Annotated in this window: 15 protein-coding genes; 10 read left to right on the top strand and 5 right to left on the bottom strand. The window is 65.8% G+C overall.

Annotated elements, in window-relative coordinates:
* Complete coding sequence (locus tag PVV74_RS06310; protein WP_274592612.1) at positions 1 to 429, bottom strand: GFA family protein; 429 nt, start codon at positions 427 to 429, stop codon at positions 1 to 3.
* Positions 430 to 561: 132 nt separating this feature from the next.
* Between PVV74_RS06310 and PVV74_RS06305 the strand changes: the two genes are divergently transcribed.
* Both PVV74_RS06305 and PVV74_RS06300 read left to right on the top strand, forming a co-directional pair.
* Positions 562 to 1,149 (top strand): glutathione S-transferase family protein, encoded by a 588-nt coding sequence (locus PVV74_RS06305; RefSeq protein WP_274592611.1) that lies wholly within the window; start codon positions 562 to 564, stop codon positions 1,147 to 1,149.
* A gap of 147 nt (positions 1,150 to 1,296) precedes the next feature.
* On the top strand, positions 1,297 to 2,220 hold the full coding sequence (locus PVV74_RS06300; RefSeq protein WP_274592610.1) for a sulfite exporter TauE/SafE family protein: 924 nt from the start codon (positions 1,297 to 1,299) through the stop codon (positions 2,218 to 2,220).
* Between the two features lie 22 nt (positions 2,221 to 2,242).
* Here PVV74_RS06300 and PVV74_RS06295 read toward each other — a convergent pair whose 3' ends face one another.
* The gene (locus tag PVV74_RS06295) at positions 2,243 to 3,415 is read right to left on the bottom strand and encodes a TIGR03862 family flavoprotein (RefSeq protein ID WP_274592609.1); all 1,173 of its coding nucleotides are present in this window, start codon (positions 3,413 to 3,415) and stop codon (positions 2,243 to 2,245) included.
* Complete coding sequence (locus PVV74_RS06290; RefSeq protein WP_338020418.1) at positions 3,412 to 3,594, bottom strand: hypothetical protein; 183 nt, start codon at positions 3,592 to 3,594, stop codon at positions 3,412 to 3,414. The genes PVV74_RS06295 and PVV74_RS06290 overlap by 4 nt, the downstream gene beginning before the upstream one ends.
* A 73-nt stretch (positions 3,595 to 3,667) precedes the next feature.
* Here PVV74_RS06290 and PVV74_RS06285 point away from each other — a divergent pair, with 73 nt between their 5' ends.
* From PVV74_RS06285 to PVV74_RS06275, 3 genes are read left to right on the top strand one after another with little or no spacing between them, the layout of a single operon-like run.
* A complete protein-coding gene (locus PVV74_RS06285; protein ID WP_274592608.1) occupies positions 3,668 to 3,961 on the top strand; it encodes an HNH endonuclease in 294 nt (97 codons plus the stop codon).
* A gap of 58 nt (positions 3,962 to 4,019) precedes the next feature.
* Positions 4,020 to 4,382, top strand: a complete 363-nt coding sequence (locus PVV74_RS06280) for an STAS/SEC14 domain-containing protein (RefSeq protein ID WP_103762121.1) — start codon at positions 4,020 to 4,022, stop codon at positions 4,380 to 4,382.
* A gap of 57 nt (positions 4,383 to 4,439) precedes the next feature.
* Positions 4,440 to 5,822, top strand: coding sequence for a multicopper oxidase family protein (locus tag PVV74_RS06275; protein WP_274592607.1), 1,383 nt, complete (start codon positions 4,440 to 4,442; stop codon positions 5,820 to 5,822).
* A gap of 76 nt (positions 5,823 to 5,898) precedes the next feature.
* Here the strand turns inward: PVV74_RS06275 and PVV74_RS06270 are convergent, their stop codons facing one another.
* Together PVV74_RS06270 and PVV74_RS06265 are read right to left on the bottom strand one after the other, a co-directional pair.
* A complete protein-coding gene (locus tag PVV74_RS06270) occupies positions 5,899 to 6,513 on the bottom strand; it encodes an enoyl-CoA hydratase/isomerase family protein (protein WP_274592606.1) in 615 nt (204 codons plus the stop codon).
* Positions 6,510 to 7,253, bottom strand: a complete 744-nt coding sequence (locus PVV74_RS06265; protein WP_274592605.1) for an SDR family oxidoreductase — start codon at positions 7,251 to 7,253, stop codon at positions 6,510 to 6,512. The genes PVV74_RS06270 and PVV74_RS06265 overlap by 4 nt, the downstream gene beginning before the upstream one ends.
* A 164-nt stretch (positions 7,254 to 7,417) precedes the next feature.
* Here PVV74_RS06265 and PVV74_RS06260 point away from each other — a divergent pair, with 164 nt between their 5' ends.
* The 5 genes from PVV74_RS06260 (at position 7,418) to PVV74_RS06240 (ending at position 14,329) form a co-directional block, all read left to right on the top strand.
* Positions 7,418 to 8,959: a DUF2125 domain-containing protein gene (locus tag PVV74_RS06260; RefSeq protein WP_274592604.1), complete on the top strand. Its 1,542-nt coding sequence runs from the start codon at positions 7,418 to 7,420 to the stop codon at positions 8,957 to 8,959.
* Between the two features lie 88 nt (positions 8,960 to 9,047).
* Positions 9,048 to 10,568 (top strand): DUF2125 domain-containing protein, encoded by a 1,521-nt coding sequence (locus PVV74_RS06255; RefSeq protein ID WP_274592603.1) that lies wholly within the window; start codon positions 9,048 to 9,050, stop codon positions 10,566 to 10,568.
* Positions 10,531 to 12,096, top strand: a complete 1,566-nt coding sequence (locus PVV74_RS06250; protein WP_274592602.1) for a hypothetical protein — start codon at positions 10,531 to 10,533, stop codon at positions 12,094 to 12,096. The genes PVV74_RS06255 and PVV74_RS06250 overlap by 38 nt, the downstream gene beginning before the upstream one ends.
* Positions 12,097 to 12,207: 111 nt before the next feature.
* Positions 12,208 to 13,551, top strand: a complete 1,344-nt coding sequence (locus tag PVV74_RS06245; protein ID WP_103762127.1) for a TldD/PmbA family protein — start codon at positions 12,208 to 12,210, stop codon at positions 13,549 to 13,551.
* A complete protein-coding gene (locus PVV74_RS06240; protein WP_274592601.1) occupies positions 13,538 to 14,329 on the top strand; it encodes an inositol monophosphatase family protein in 792 nt (263 codons plus the stop codon). The genes PVV74_RS06245 and PVV74_RS06240 overlap by 14 nt, the downstream gene beginning before the upstream one ends.
* The last annotated feature ends 138 nt before the right edge of the window (positions 14,330 to 14,467 follow it).

The raw sequence follows: 14,467 nt of genomic DNA, 5'->3' as shown, positions 1-14,467 counted from the left end.
TCAGGAGATCTCTGCGAACATGGCCAGCGTTTCGGCCTCGGTCATGCGCTTGTGGTCGCCCGCCAGCGCGTAGGCCTCGGGCTTGCGGTCGATGAAGATTTCCTCGGACAGGCTGATACCGGAGGGATCGTCCAAAAGGCCAAGACCCACATGCATATCACCCTGCATCGGGCCCGGTGCGGTGACGCGGTAGAAGAGGTTCGTACCGCAGGTGGCACAAAAGCAGCGCTCGGCCCAGTCGGACGAGGTGTAGGCGGTGATGTTGTCCGCGCCGGTGATCGTGGCATCGCCCGCCTTGACGTGCAGTCCCAGGTAGACGCCGCCGGACCATTTGCGGCACATCCCGCAATGGCAGGCGCCGGTCGTGTCGGGGGCGTTGGCGATGTCGAGGGTCACGGCGCCGCAAAGGCAGGTTCCGGATTTGTGCATGATGGGTCTCCACTCCAGGTTGGGGCAGGATAGGCGATCAGTGTGACAGCAAATGTCAGCAGTGGAGTGGAATTTCGTTGCGCAGAGCCTGAACGCGGGCGAGCGTGAGGCAACATGCCAGGGAGACGCGAGATGTACGAAGTGATCGGATCGAAGGCCAGCCGGGCGTTCCGCGTGCTGTGGATGCTGGAGGAGTTGGGCGTCGATTACGACCACACGCCTGCCGGGCCGCGCAGCGCCGAGGCGGTGGCGGCGAACCCGTCGGGCAAGATCCCCGCGTTGCGGGTGGACGGGGCGGTCGTGACCGAGTCGGTGGCGATCATGACGTATCTGGCCGACCGGCACGGGGCGCTGACCCATCCGGCGGGCACGCTGGAGCGGGCGCGGCAGGATGCGCTGACGCACCAGATCCTCGATGACGTTGATTGCAGCCTGTGGATGGCGGCGCGGCATACGTTTGTCCTGCCCGAGGACAAGCGGGTGGCGGCGGTCAAGGATACGCTGAAATGGGAGTACGCGGCCAATATCGCGCGACTGTCCGAGGCACTGGAGGGACCGTTTTTGATGGGCGGGGAGATGACGGTGCCGGATATCCTGCTGGTGCATTGTTTGCGCTGGGCGGAGATCGCGAAGTTTCCCGGCCCCGGCGAGCTGCTTGGGGCGTATCGGGCGCGGCTGGAAGAGCGTGAGGCGTTCCGCAAGGTTTCGGAGATGGGGTAAGAGAGCGGCCGGTTCGAGTGGTGGGTTTCACCCACCCTACGGGCCGTGGAGCGCAATGTTGCGGGGGTGGGATCACAGGCCGCCGCCTTGCAGGTCTCGGGGGATGGGCGTAAGTGCGGATCATGCCCGGTTAGGAAACCCCGCGCCATGCAACTTTACCTGCCTATCGCCGAGGTCTCGGTCAATGGCCCGCTGCTCTTGTCGGTCGGTCTTGTCGTGGGGCTGCTGTCGGGAATTTTCGGAGTGGGCGGCGGGTTCCTGATCACGCCGCTTCTGTTCTTCCTGGGCATTCCGCCCGCGGTCGCGGTCGCGACATCCGCAAATCAGATCGTCGCCTCGTCGTTTTCAGGCATCTTCGCGCATATGCGACGCCGCACCGTCGATTTCCGCATGGGAAGCGCGCTTATGGCCGGGGGGCTCGTGGGGTCGACCGTGGGGGTCTATATTTTCAGCCTGCTGCGGCAGCTGGGTCAGGTCGATCTGCTGGTCAACCTGTTCTACGTCGTCTTCCTGGGCCTGATCGGAACGCTGATGTTCATCGAAAGCCTGCGCGCCATGCGCAGCGCCAAGGTCCAGGGGCCGAAGCGACGGCCGCAGCGCACGCGGCGCGACTGGGTGCATTCCATGCCGCTGCGCGTGCGGTTCCGGACCTCGGGCCTTTATATCTCGGTCTTCCCGCCGCTCATGGTCGGGTTCGGCGTCGGCGTTCTGTCGGCGATCATGGGGGTCGGTGGCGGTTTCGTCGTGGTGCCGGCGATGATCTATATCCTGGGAATGCCGACGAAGGTGGTGATCGGCACCTCGCTGTTTCAGATCATCTTCGTGTCGGCTTATACGACGATGATGCACGCCTATACCACGCAGACGGTGGACACGGTGCTGGCCGCGCTGCTGATCGTCGGTGGCGTGGTCGGCGCGCAGTTCGGCAGCATGATCGGGCAGGCCCTGAAGGCGGAACAATTGCGCATTCTTTTGGCCCTGCTGGTGCTGGCCGTCGGTCTGAAGCTGGGCCTTGATCTGGTGCTGGAGCCGTCGAACGTTTTCTCGATCGCCAGCGTGCGCGAGGGCTGAGCGCCGTGGAGACGCGGCTGGCCTAAGAACCGGTTACGCCTTCTGCGAAGCGTGCGGCGGCGCGGCCCGCCCAAAGCCCTGTCGCCAGGCACGCGGTCAGTAGGTAGCCGCCGGTGGGTGCTTCCCAGTCCAGCATTTCACCGGCGGCGAAGGTGCCGGGGCGGGATGTCAGCATCAGATCTTCGGTAACGGCGTCGAAGCGCAGGCCGCCGGCGGTCGAGATCGCCTCGTCCATGGGGCGTGGGGCCTTGAGCGGGACCGGCAGGGCCTTGATCAGCGGGGCGAGGTCGTCGGGCAGGGGCCGGGCGCATTCGTTCAGGAGGGCTTGTTCCACGGGTGCGAGGCGCAGCGTCTTGCGCAGGTGGTTCGACAGGCTGGCTTTGCCGCGCGGACGGCTCAGGCGTTTTCGGAGAGCTTCTAGTGATAGATCCGGGCGCAGGTCGATCGTGAGTGCCGCGCCTTCGCGTAGCGGGCGGGAGAGGGCGTAGAGTCCGCCGCCTTCGATGCCCTTGGCGGACAGGACGATCTCGCCGCGCGAGATATGCGTGCCGGCTTGGAGCGCGATGTTCTTCAATGGCTGGCCGAAATGGCGCTGCATATGGGAAGACCAGTCGACGGTGAAGCCCATGTTGGCGGGTTGGAACGGAGCGGTCTGGCCCGGCAGACGGGCCACCCACGCGCCATCGGAGCCGAGGCGCGCCCAGCTGGCGCCACCGCAGGCCAGCACGGTGACCGTGGGTGTCAGCCGGTGCGGGCCATCCGGCGTGTCGAACACTACCGCATCGCCATTCCAGCCTGTCCAGCGCCAGCGGCGGTGCAGCGTCACACCCAGCCCTTCGAGGCGGGAGAGCCACGTGCGCAGGAGCGGCGAGGCCTTCATCGCGGTGGGAAAGACGCGGCCGGTTGTGCCGATGAAGGTGGGCTGGCCCAGCGCCTCGGCCCAGCGGATGACATCGTCCGGCCCGAAGGCAGTAAGCATCGGGCGCAGCTGTGGCGCGGCTTCGGCATAGGCGGCGAGGCAGGTTTCCATATCCTCGGCCTTGGTGAGGTTGAGGCCGGATTTGCCCGCCATGAGAAATTTGCGGGCCGGGGACGGCTTGGCCTCGGCCATGGTGACGGGCACACCGGCCGAGGCGAGTGCGTCGGCGGCCATGAGGCCCGCGGGCCCCGCGCCGATGACCAGCGCGTCGGTCATGCGCCGGGGGGTGTCGCCGCGCCAAGGCCTTTGTGATGCACGACCTGCTGCGGGAAGGGAATTTCGATGTCATGCGCCTTGAGCGCGTTCCAGATGGCGAAGAGGACCTGCGGGGTGAAGCGGTTCTTGCCGTCGTCGATGCCTTGCGCGACAAACGCGGGCGGGTTGTCCCAATCCATGGCAGCTCCCTTGCCATTCTTCGTAGTGCCTCCATCCTCTTGCCTGTCGTGGCAAAAAGATCAAGGAAAAGCGATGGACGACCCGGTGTGTCCGCTGTGTGGGCGGTCCATCCCGCCCGAGGCCAAGCAGAGCCTGCATCACCTGGTGCCCAAGCTGAAAGGCGGCAAGGGCGGGCCGGTCGTGCTGTTGCACCAGATCTGCCATAACGAGATCCACGCCACGCTGACAGAGGCGGAGCTGGCGCGGGACTATGCCACGATCGAGGCGTTGCGGGCACATCCGCGCTTGGAGAAGTTCATCCGCTGGGTCGCCAAGCGCCCGCCCGGGTTTCATTCGAAAACACCGGGTGGGCGACGGAAACGTTGATCCTGCGCAAGGCGGGGCGTGCCGGGATGCGGAATGCTTGGTGCGCGAGGATTTTACCATGACAGTCAAATATATCGAAGATGCCGATACGAAGACCGTCGAGTTGACGGTGTCGGGAATGGTCACGCGGGAGGATTACGACCGGATCGTCGACCGGATGCAGGGCTTTATCGACGCCCATGGGACGGTGAAGCTGATCGAGGTGATCGAGAGCCTCGACGGGTTCGAGCCCTCGGTGATCTGGCCGGGGATCAAGTTCGATTTCAGGAACCTGCGCCATATCAGCCATGTGGCGGTGGTGTCGGATATCGGCTGGATCGGGCCGGTCTCCAAGGCGGCGGGGGCGCTGATGTCGACCAAGCTGCGGACCTATGATCTGGACGATCTGGACGAGGCGCGGGAATGGATCGCGGCAGAGTGACTTGACCACGGGGCGGGATGGGCCACTCTTGCGGGCGTGGCAAACTGCGAGGGCAAGATGGATCTGACACGGCGGGAGGTGTTGGCGCTGGCGGGCGGACTGGCCGGGGCGCAGGTGGTGCTGGGGCCGGTGTGGGCCGGTGAGCCGGGTCGCGTTCTGACCGCGGCGCCCGCCGAAGTGCAGTTGGCGCCCGGTGATTTCCCGAAGACGCGCGTATGGTCCTACGGCGGGCAGGTGCCGGGGCCGGTGTTGCGCCAGCGGCAGGGTGAGATGTTCGAGGCACGGCTGGTCAACGGGTTGGAGCAGGAAACGACCGTGCATTGGCACGGGGTGCGCCTGCCCAACGAAATGGACGGTGTGCCGGGCATGACGCAGGCGGCGGTGCGACGCGGCGAGAGCTTCGACTATCGCTTTGCCCTGCGGGATGCCGGGACGTTCTGGTATCACCCGCACGCCAACTCGCTGGAGCAGATCTCGCGCGGGCTGGCCGGGGTGCTGGTGGTGGACGAGGCGGAGCCGCCGGAGGTGGATGCCGAGGAGATCCTGGTGCTGGACGACTGGCGGCTGACCGAGGACGCGCAACTGCATCCGGAATTCGGCAACCGGCACGACATGTCCCATGCCGGGCGGCTGGGGAATTATATCACCGTGAACGGCGCGGGCGAGTTGCGGCGCAGCTATCCGAAGGGCGCGCGGCTGCGGGTGCGGCTGGTGAATGCGGCGACGGCACGGGTGTTCCGGCTGGTGTTCCAGGGGATGAACGCCTCGGTGGTGGCGCTGGACGCGATGCCACTCGAGGCGCCGGAGCGGATCGAACAGGTCGAGATCGGGTCGGCGCAGCGGGTGGACCTGATCGTCGATATCACTGCCGAGACGGGCGAAGAGGCGATCATCGGATCGGTGGAGCGGGACGGCACCTATGCGACGGTGTCCATGTCGGTCGACGGCGCGGAACAGGCCGTGCGGGAGGCGCCGCAAGCATTGCCCCCCAACGACCTGCCCGTGCTTGAGGCCGAGGGCGCGCGGCAGGTGCCGCTCGTCATGGAGGGCGGCGCGATGCGGGGCCTGCCGGAGCGCGTCATTTGGCAAGGATCGAAGATGGAGGCGCGGGCGCTCTATGAGGCGGGGCAGTTCTGGGCCTTTAACGGGCAGGCCGGGATGGACGGGGAGCCGCTGATCCAGGCTGCATTGGGCGAAACGGTGCGGGTGCCGATGGAAAACCGGACGGCTTTCTCCCATTCGATGCATCTGCATGGGCAGCATTTCCGCGAAGTACTGCCTGAGGGCCGTGTGGGTCCGTGGCGTGATACGTTGGTGATCCATCCAGACGAGACACGAGAGATCGCCTTTGTCGCCGAGAACCCGGGCGACTGGATGTTTCATTGCCACATGGCCGCGCACCAGATGTCGGGCATGATGAACTGGATACGGATCACGTAGGCGCCGTTTTCCACGCGGAAAACGGAATAGAAAATACGTATTTTCTAGGCCGGAATTTTCAAAAATTCCGGCCCGCTCAGGAGCGGCAGAGGTGCTTTATGCCTGCCGTGTGGTCGGGGGCTGCGCCGAGCACGTCGGCGGCCAGGGTGCGCGCGGTGTCGAGCAGGGCATCGGGCTCGGTCACCTGGTCGATCAGGCCCCAGTGATGCGCGGTTTCCGTGTCGATTTTCTGTCCCGCCATCAGGATCATCTTGGCCCGCGACGGGCCGATCAGCCGCGTCAGCCGCCCCGGATCGGAAGGTTGCGGCAGGAAGCCCAGTTTCATCACCGGATAGAACATCCTGGTGCCCGGCACGGCGATGCGCAGATCGCAGGCCAGCACCATGCCCATGGCCCCGCCCGCGACGGTGCCGTTGAGCGCCGCAATGGTCAGGCAGGGCAGCGCCGAGAGGGCGGCCGAGAGGCGTTCCCACACCGGGTCGGTCGGCAGGCCGGACTTGGCGGCCTCGAGATCCATGCCCGCCGAGAACGCCTTGCCGCGGCCGGTCAGGACCAGTGCGCGGGCCTCGGTGGCGCCCTCGGCGATATCGGCCAACTCGGTCAGCATGGCGTAGGTCAGGGAATTGGCCTTGTCGGGCCGGTTCAGGGTGACGGTCCAGAGGCCGTCGTCGGATTTGTCGAGCTCGATCATTTGAGCCCTACCGCGAGACGGATATCCTCGTTGCGCAGGCTTATGTCTTGGCCGAGCCACCCATCGGCCTCCGCCGTGCACATCCAGGCCAGCGCCCGGGCGGGCCAGTCGGGCGGGATATGGTCGGACCAGTCGAGCTGAGCCACGGGGTTCATGCCGCTGGCCTTGATCTGGTGTTGCATGTCGGTGGCCACCGTGCCGGGCGACAAGCCCATGACGCGAATGCCGTGATCGCGGTTTTCCTTGTCGGCGGCGCGGGTCAGCATCAGTGCCGCGGCCTTGGACGCGCAGTAGTGGCTCCAGCCTTCGAGCGCGCTGGTTGCGGCACCGGAACTGATGGTGATGATGGTGCCCGATCCGGCCTGTTTCATGACCGGCAGGGCGGCGCGCATGCCGTGGAAAACGCCCTTGAGATTGATGTCGATCACCTCGTCCCATGCGTCGGGATCGACGTCGGCGAGATGGGCAATGGGCTCGATCACGCCGGCGTTGCCGATCAGCACGTCGAGCCCGCCGAAGCGGTCGTGGGCGGCGGCCACGGCGGCGCTGACGTCGTCGTAGCGGCTGACGTCGCAGGTCACGGCCAGCGCACGATCACCGATTTCCGAGGCGATCTCCTTTATCGCGTCGGCGCTGCGGGCGGCGAGCACCACATTGGCCCCCAGCGACGCGAAATGGCGGGCGGCGGCGGCGCCGATGCCGCGGCTGGCGCCGGTGACGAGGACAGTCTTGTCTTGCATGGGATTGAACCTTTTTCAGCTCTGCAGTGACGTATGTTCGCGCCAGAGCTATCGCCTTGAACTGGCGAGGTCCAGCGCAAGGCCGGGATTCCCCCCCTTGACCCCGATTGCGCGACGGCGGAAGCTGGAGCAAAGCTGGGAATTTGAACACGAAAGGATTCTGCATGAAAGTTTTTGGCATGACGGGCGGCGCACGGTTTGGAACCGCGACGGCGATCGGGCTTGCGCTTGCGGCAGGCAGCGCGCAGGCGGATGTGACGCCGGCGGATGTCTGGGCGGACTGGCAAGGATATCTGGCCGCATCGGGTTACGAGGTCAGCGGCGAAGAAAACCAGTCCGGCGACGCGCTGACGGTGTCCAATATCACGATGTCGATGGCGATCCCCGAGGAAGACACGACGATTTCGGTCAACATGGGCGAGCTGACGTTTACCGATAACGGCGATGGCACGGTTTCGATCGCATTGCCGGCGTCGATGCCGATGAACGTGATGGTCTCGTCGCCCGATGCGGAAGATTTCAGCGTTGGTATGCAATACGACACGACAAGTCTGGAAATGACGGCGTCCGGCAACCCCGACGACCTGCTTTACAATTACACGGCAGATGAAGTCGCCGTGATCCTGAACGACGTCACGGTCGAAGGCGAGACGATGGACCTTGGCACTGTCGAGTTCCGGATCGCCGACGTCAGCGGCACGACGACGATGAAAATCGGCGACCTGCGCACCTCCGAACAGAAGATGACCACGGGGCCGGTGACCTATACCGTCGATATCGACGAGCCCGAAGGCGGTGGCGGCGAGATGATGCTGAAAGGTCAGTTCGCCGGCATGACGGTCGCGGCCAACGGGGCGCTGCCGCTGGAAATGGACCCCGCCAACATGGGGGCGTCGATCGAGAACGGCTTCGACGTGGACGCGACGGTCACCTATTCTGAGGGGTCGAGCGAGTTCACGTTCGTCGATCCGCCGCAAATGACCGAAGGCACCACCAGTTCGGACGGGGGCGAGATTACCGTTGCGCTGGGCGCCGATGGGCTGACCTATGACCTGTCGGCCAGCAACATGAACCTGAACATGGCCGGGGGCGACATCCCGCTGCCGGTCGAAGTCGCCTTTGGCACCGCCGCGTTCAACCTGACCATGCCTGTCGCCAAGAGCGAGGACGAACAGGATTTCGCCATGGGCCTGACGCTGGGCGATTTCACCATGTCGGACATGATCTGGGGCATTTTCGACCCCGCCGGCCAGTTGCCGCATGACCCGGCGACGATCGACCTCGATCTGACCGGGACGGCCAAGCTGTTCTTCGACCTGTTCGACCCCGAGCAGATGGAAGCGGCGGAAACCGGCGAGCTGGGTGTGCCGGGCGAGCTTAACACGCTGGACATCAACACCCTGACGGTCAGCGCCGCAGGTGCGGAATTGACCGGTGAAGGCGCGTTCACCTTCGACAATTCCGATCTGGAGACTTTCAACGGGATGCCGGCGCCGGAGGGGTCGGTCGACCTGAGTCTGACAGGCGCGAACGGGCTTCTGGACCAGCTGATCGCCATGGGCCTTGTCCCCGAGGAACAGGCTATGGGCGTGCGTATGATGATGGGCATGTTCGCGGTTCCCGGCGAGGGAGAGGACGCGCTGAACTCGACGATCGAGGTCAAGAGCGATGGGCAGGTCCTGGCGAACGGGCAGCGTCTGCGCTGAACCCGACCGAGGCGAAGACATTTGCGGGGGCCGGATGATCCGGCCCTTCGTGCTTTTGACGATTGAGCTCTGATGAAAGGTGAGCCTGATGACGTATTCCCGTGTTTTCCCCGCGATCCTGAGTGCTTCGGCCGTCGCGCCGGTGGCGGCGTTGGCCGACGTGACGGCCGAGGACGTGCTGACCAACATGATGGCCCCGGCCCGGGCCTTTGGCTTCGAGGTCACTGCCGAGCCGGTGCGCGAAGGCGACAGCCTGCGGGTCGACAGCATGGTCATGACCTATGCGCTGCCGATGGATGCGGGTGTGGCGCGGCTGAGCTCGGACGGGTTCACCCTGACCGAACAGGGCGACGGCAGCGTCGCGTTGAACTATTCCGACGGGATGACGGCCGAGGTCACCTTCACTTTGCCCGACGAGGGCAAGGTGATGTCCGCGACGCTGTCCTACGAAGGCTTCGACACGCCAACCGTTGCGACCGGAACGCCGGGCCAGGTGACCTATGACGGGTCGTTCGAGAATGCGCGGTTCGCCTTGACCGACTTCACCGTGCCGGACGAAGGCGTGCTGGACGTGTCGGTCGAAGGCACTTTGACCGGGACCAGCCAATACGAGATCATCGAGGGGGATATCGTGAAGGTGTCGATATCCACCACGTCGGACAGCATGACCTTCGATACGAAATTCAGCGATCCGCAAGGCGCGGTGTCGAGCGGGCAGCAAAAGATGACGGGCGGGACTTCGGAAGTGGAAATGGCGATCCCGGCCGGGCAGGTTGACCTGCTGAACCTGGACGACGCGCTGCGCGCCGGGCTGATGCTCGTGGCCAAGACCGGCGGCATGCAGGTGGACGGCACCACCGTGACCAAGGTCGAGGACATGGAGATGCGCCAGACCACCGCCTATACCATGGAGAGCAGCGATGTCGCGCTGAGCGAAGACGGGCTGTCGGTGGGCGGCGTCTATACCGATTTCGGGTTCGAGTTCGTGATGCCGCCGGAGATGCCCTTTCCCATCGCGGGCCAGATCGCACGCAGTGAAGGCCAGATCACCGCGCCGGTGACCGAAACCGATGGCGCAGTGCCGGTGGATCTGCGCATGACGCTGGAAGAGGTGACGCTGGACGAGGCGATCTGGGCCCTGTTCGATGCGCAGGAACAACTGCCGCGTGACCCGATGACGGTGGTGCTGGATCTGTCTGGCGAAGCCGCGCTGAGCCGTGATCCGCTGGATATCATGCGGATGATGGAAGTCTCCCCGACCGAGGAGGCACTTGGGCGGATCGAGAACGTTCAGCTGAACGAACTGGCGGTGCGCGCAGTGGGCGCGGAGGTCACCGGCAGCGGAGCTTTCGAGATCGATAACGAGGATTACGAGACCTTCCCCGGCATGCCCGCGCCGAATGGCAGCGTCGATTTGCGCGTCGACGGTGCCAATGGCCTGATCGACACGCTGGTCGCGATGGGCCTTGTTCCCGAGGAGCAGGCCATGGGCACCCGCATGATGCTGGGCATGTTCGGCACGCCGGGCGAGGGCGAGGACGTGATCACCTCGACCATCGAGGTGACCGAGGATGGCCAGGTGCTTGCCAACGGCCAGCGGCTGCGGTGAGCCGATGAGGATGCGGCAGGTCCTTGCGGTGGCGGCGCTGTGTGCGCCGCAGGCCGCGCTTGCCGAGTTGACGGTCGAGGAGGCGTGGGGTGTCTGGACGGCCCAGTTCGAGGCGCTCGGCCTCGACTGGGAGGCCGAAGCGGCGCCCGACGGCGATGCGCTGGCGGTGGGGCCGATCTTTCTGTCGATGCAGTTTCCGGGGCTTCCGCTGGAGATGAACCTGCAACTGCCCGGCCCGCGTTTCGTGCCCGATGCCGGGGAGGTAGCGGTGCAGTTGCCCACCTCCGAGGCCATGCCCTTCAGCGTGGCCGCGATTGGCGACGCGGAAGAGGGATTCACCTCGTCCGGTGCGTTCGCCTGGCGGATGGAGGATGTCGGCGTGCGGATGCGGCAGACCGACGCCGGCATTGAGACCCGTTGGAGCGGGACAAGCTTCGAGATCGACATGACCGAGTTCGGTATTGGCGGTCAGCCTTTTCCGGCTGAGTACCGGTACGTTCAATCCGGTTTCGACATCACGCAGACCAGTCGGATCGACGATGCTTGGCTGGACTTCACGCGCCGCGGCGTGGCCGGGCAGGTGGTGATCGATTACGGATATGGAGATGACACCAGCACGGAGGGCCTCGCCGGTACGTTGAGACGCGACGAGGTCGAAACCCTGACCGAGCTGCGGCTGCCGCGTGGCGGGCCTACGCTGGACGGCCTGCCGGAGCTTGCAGAGGCCGGCATGATGTTCCGCCACGAGGCAGCGGCCAAGTCCGGCTTTGACGAGGACGACGAATGGTATGCCGGCGAGCTGATCTCTTCCGGTGAGACCCGGTGGACCAACATCACGGGCATCTTCACGCTATCGGGCGATGGTTTGCGTGTCGTTTCGGATTCGGACGCGGCCGAGATGCAGATAACGGACGAACTGTTGGGACTGACAGTGGATGTGGAAGCGGCAAGGGTCCTGATGGATTTGGCGGTGCCGGTCTTGCGCGCGATCGAACCGCAGGATTACGCGCTGCGATTCGAGTTGGACGGGCTGAGTTTGTCCGAAGAAACCTGGTTCGCTTTCTTCATATCCGACGCGCTTTCGCGGCAGACGGCGGACCTGAAGGTCGATCTGGGCGGCAAGGCGATTCTTCTGGAGACTTTGTTCGACCTTGCCGCGTTGGGCCAATCATTCAACGGGCCCTTGCCGGTGTCGATCGAAACGCTGGACCTCAGGGCGCTGGAAGCCCGGTTCTGGGATGCGGAACTGACGGGAAAGGCTGCGGTGCGGTTCGATCACGGCGCGCGACGCACCTTCGACGGGTTCCCGGCGACCGAAGGGGACGCCACGTTCGAACTGACCGGCGTCCAGGGGTTGCTTGACCGTCTGACAGAGGCCGGCGTTCTGACGACCGATGACGCGATGTCGGCGCGGATGATGATGGGCATGTTCACCGCACCGGTGGATGGCGAGGACGACGCGGTGCGTGCCGAATTCGAGATCAAGCCGGACGGACAGGTGACTGTGAACGGCCAGCGCTTGCGCTGAACGCCTTGCGCCCATGGCTTGCGCCCGTTTCGGCAGCGCAGTAGATCGGACCCTGACAAAAATCCACACGCCTGCGCGGCGCCAGACCCGCGCAGCACACAGGAGAGCTTTATGCCCGTGACACCGGAAAATCTGACCGAAGCGCTTTTGGCGGCGGCGCACAAGGCCGGGGCCGACGCGGCGGATACGGTGGCCGTCGAGCGGCGATCCCAGAGCATCGGTGTCCGGGCCGGAACCTTGGAACAGGCGGAGCGGTCGGAAAGCGTCGAAGTCGGACTGCGTGTCTTCGTAGGGCAGCGGCAGGCCTGCGTCGGTGCGTCGGACACGCGGGAGGAAACCCTCGTGATGCTGGCGGAGCGCGCGGTGGCCATGGCCCGCGAGGCACCCCAGGATCCGTTCGCCGGGCTGGCGGACCCGGACCAGCTGGCGCAGAGCTGGGACGTCGCGGCGCTGGAACTGCACGACCCCGGTTCGGAACCGGCAGCGCCCGACATGCAGGAGGCCGCGTTGGCGCTGGAGGCCGTCGCGATGGCCGTGGATGGCGTGACCCAGGTTCAGGCGTCGGCCGATCACGAGGTCGAGCATATGCACATGGCGGCGACCAACGGCTTTTCCGGCGGGTTCACCAGCAGCGCCCGCAGCCTGAGCGCGGTTGCGATCGCGGGGCAGGGCACGGGGATGCAGCGCGACTATGACGCGGATACGCGCGTGTTCGCCGCCGACCTGCGGACGCCAGAGGAGATCGGGACGCGGGCGGGGGAACGTGCCGCTGCGATGCTGGACGCCAAGAAGCCTTATACCGGGTCCTATCCGGTGCTGTATGACGAGCGCGTGGCCGCGAGCCTGATCGGACACCTTCTGGCGGCGATCAACGGCGGCGCGGTGTCGCGCGGGGCGTCGTGGCTGATGAACCGGATGGGCGAGCCCGTGCTGCCCGAGGCGCTGTCGCTGATCGACGATCCGCTGCGCCCGCGCGCGCTTGGCTCGCAGCCTTTCGATGCCGAAGGGTTGCCGGTGGCAAAACGGGCGCTGGTCGAGAACGGCGTGCTGAAATCCTGGATTCTCGATCTGTCGACGGGGCGCAAGCTGGGGCTGCCGTCCACGGGTCATGCGCGGCGGGCGCCGTCCTCGGTGCCGTCGCCGCTGTCGACCAACGTGGCGCTGACGCAGGGCGACAAGAGCCGCGAAGAGTTGATGGCGGAGATGGGCACGGGCCTGTTGGTGACGTCGATGATCGGCTCGACGATCAATCCCAACACGGGCGACTATTCGCGCGGGGCGTCGGGGTTCTGGGTCGAGAACGGCGAGATCGCGTTCCCGGTGAACGAATGCACCATCGCGGGCAGCCTGCCGGACATGCTGCGCGGGATTATCCCGGCGAACGACGCGCGTCCCTGGAAGTCGCGTGTGGTGCCGTCGCTGCTGGTCGAAGGGTTGACCCTTGCCGGCAACTGAGCTGGATCTTCTGATCGCGGCGGCGCGGGCGGCGGGCGAGGTCGCCTGCCGTTATACCGGGCCCGAGGCGCGGGTCTGGGACAAGCCGGGGGGCGCGGGGCCTGTGACCGAGGCCGACCTGGCCGTGAACGAGGTGCTGGCCGAGCAGTTGCGCGGCGCCCGGCCCGAGTATGGCTGGCTGTCGGAGGAAAGCGCCGACACGCCCGAGCGGCTGTCGCGCGACCGGGTTTTCATCATCGACCCCATCGACGGCACGCGCAGCTTCATCGAGGGCACGCGGACCTGGGCGCACGCGCTGGCGGTGGTCGAGCGGGGCGCGGTGGTGGCGGGCGTGGTCTACCTGCCGATGCGGGACATGATGTATGCCGCCGCGGCCGGGCAGGGGGCGACACTGAACGGCAAACGCCTGAAAGTCAGTGATGCCGGGGCGCTGGACGGCAGCAGCATGTTGGCGGCGAAACCGAATTTCGACGCGCGGCACTGGCGCGCGGGACAGCCGCCCGGGATGGATCGAGGGTTCCGCCCGTCGCTGGCGTACCGGCTGGCGCTGGTGGCCGAGGGGCGGTTCGACGCGATGATGACCCTGCGCGGCGCGTGGGAATGGGACATCGCCGCGGGTGACTTGATCCTGCGCGAAGCCGGCGCGGTGACGTCGGACCGCGCGGGGCGGCCGCTGCGGTTCAACAACCCGATGCCAAAGCTGGACGGCGTTCTGGCCGCGAACCCGGCGGTGCATGGCGCGCTTCTGGAGGCGCTGGCGCCCGGGGCTGCGATCTGATCCGAATGTGCGGCTGCGCCGCGCAGGTTTGGTTTTGTTCGAGTATTTTTGGAACGATGAAACGCCAGCTGAGCGACAGATTGGCGCGTTTCGCCGCTTGCAATCGAACCGCGCTCGGCACGACCTAGGTTCCCGTTT

This window comes from Roseovarius sp. SK2, assembly GCF_028807495.1.
Taxonomy (GTDB): Bacteria; Pseudomonadota; Alphaproteobacteria; order Rhodobacterales; family Rhodobacteraceae; genus Roseovarius; species Roseovarius confluentis.
The sequence above is the reverse complement of the archived record's forward strand: the minus strand, read 5'-3'. Positions and strand labels throughout refer to the sequence as shown.

Excerpts from the sequence above, each read along its gene's own strand:
- PVV74_RS06310 (WP_274592612.1), bottom strand. The coding sequence starts at position 429 with ATGCACAAATCCGGAACCTGCCTTTGCGGCGCCGTGACCCTCGACATC.
- PVV74_RS06305 (WP_274592611.1), top strand. The coding sequence starts at position 562 with ATGTACGAAGTGATCGGATCGAAGGCCAGCCGGGCGTTCCGCGTGCTG.
- PVV74_RS06300 (WP_274592610.1), top strand. The coding sequence starts at position 1,297 with ATGCAACTTTACCTGCCTATCGCCGAGGTCTCGGTCAATGGCCCGCTG.
- PVV74_RS06295 (WP_274592609.1), bottom strand. The coding sequence starts at position 3,415 with ATGACCGACGCGCTGGTCATCGGCGCGGGGCCCGCGGGCCTCATGGCC.
- PVV74_RS06290 (WP_338020418.1), bottom strand. The coding sequence starts at position 3,594 with ATGGATTGGGACAACCCGCCCGCGTTTGTCGCGCAAGGCATCGACGAC.
- PVV74_RS06285 (WP_274592608.1), top strand. The coding sequence starts at position 3,668 with ATGGACGACCCGGTGTGTCCGCTGTGTGGGCGGTCCATCCCGCCCGAG.
- PVV74_RS06280 (WP_103762121.1), top strand. The coding sequence starts at position 4,020 with ATGACAGTCAAATATATCGAAGATGCCGATACGAAGACCGTCGAGTTG.
- PVV74_RS06275 (WP_274592607.1), top strand. The coding sequence starts at position 4,440 with ATGGATCTGACACGGCGGGAGGTGTTGGCGCTGGCGGGCGGACTGGCC.
- PVV74_RS06270 (WP_274592606.1), bottom strand. The coding sequence starts at position 6,513 with ATGATCGAGCTCGACAAATCCGACGACGGCCTCTGGACCGTCACCCTG.
- PVV74_RS06265 (WP_274592605.1), bottom strand. The coding sequence starts at position 7,253 with ATGCAAGACAAGACTGTCCTCGTCACCGGCGCCAGCCGCGGCATCGGC.
- PVV74_RS06260 (WP_274592604.1), top strand. The coding sequence starts at position 7,418 with ATGAAAGTTTTTGGCATGACGGGCGGCGCACGGTTTGGAACCGCGACG.
- PVV74_RS06255 (WP_274592603.1), top strand. The coding sequence starts at position 9,048 with ATGACGTATTCCCGTGTTTTCCCCGCGATCCTGAGTGCTTCGGCCGTC.
- PVV74_RS06250 (WP_274592602.1), top strand. The coding sequence starts at position 10,531 with ATGGCCAGGTGCTTGCCAACGGCCAGCGGCTGCGGTGAGCCGATGAGG.
- PVV74_RS06245 (WP_103762127.1), top strand. The coding sequence starts at position 12,208 with ATGCCCGTGACACCGGAAAATCTGACCGAAGCGCTTTTGGCGGCGGCG.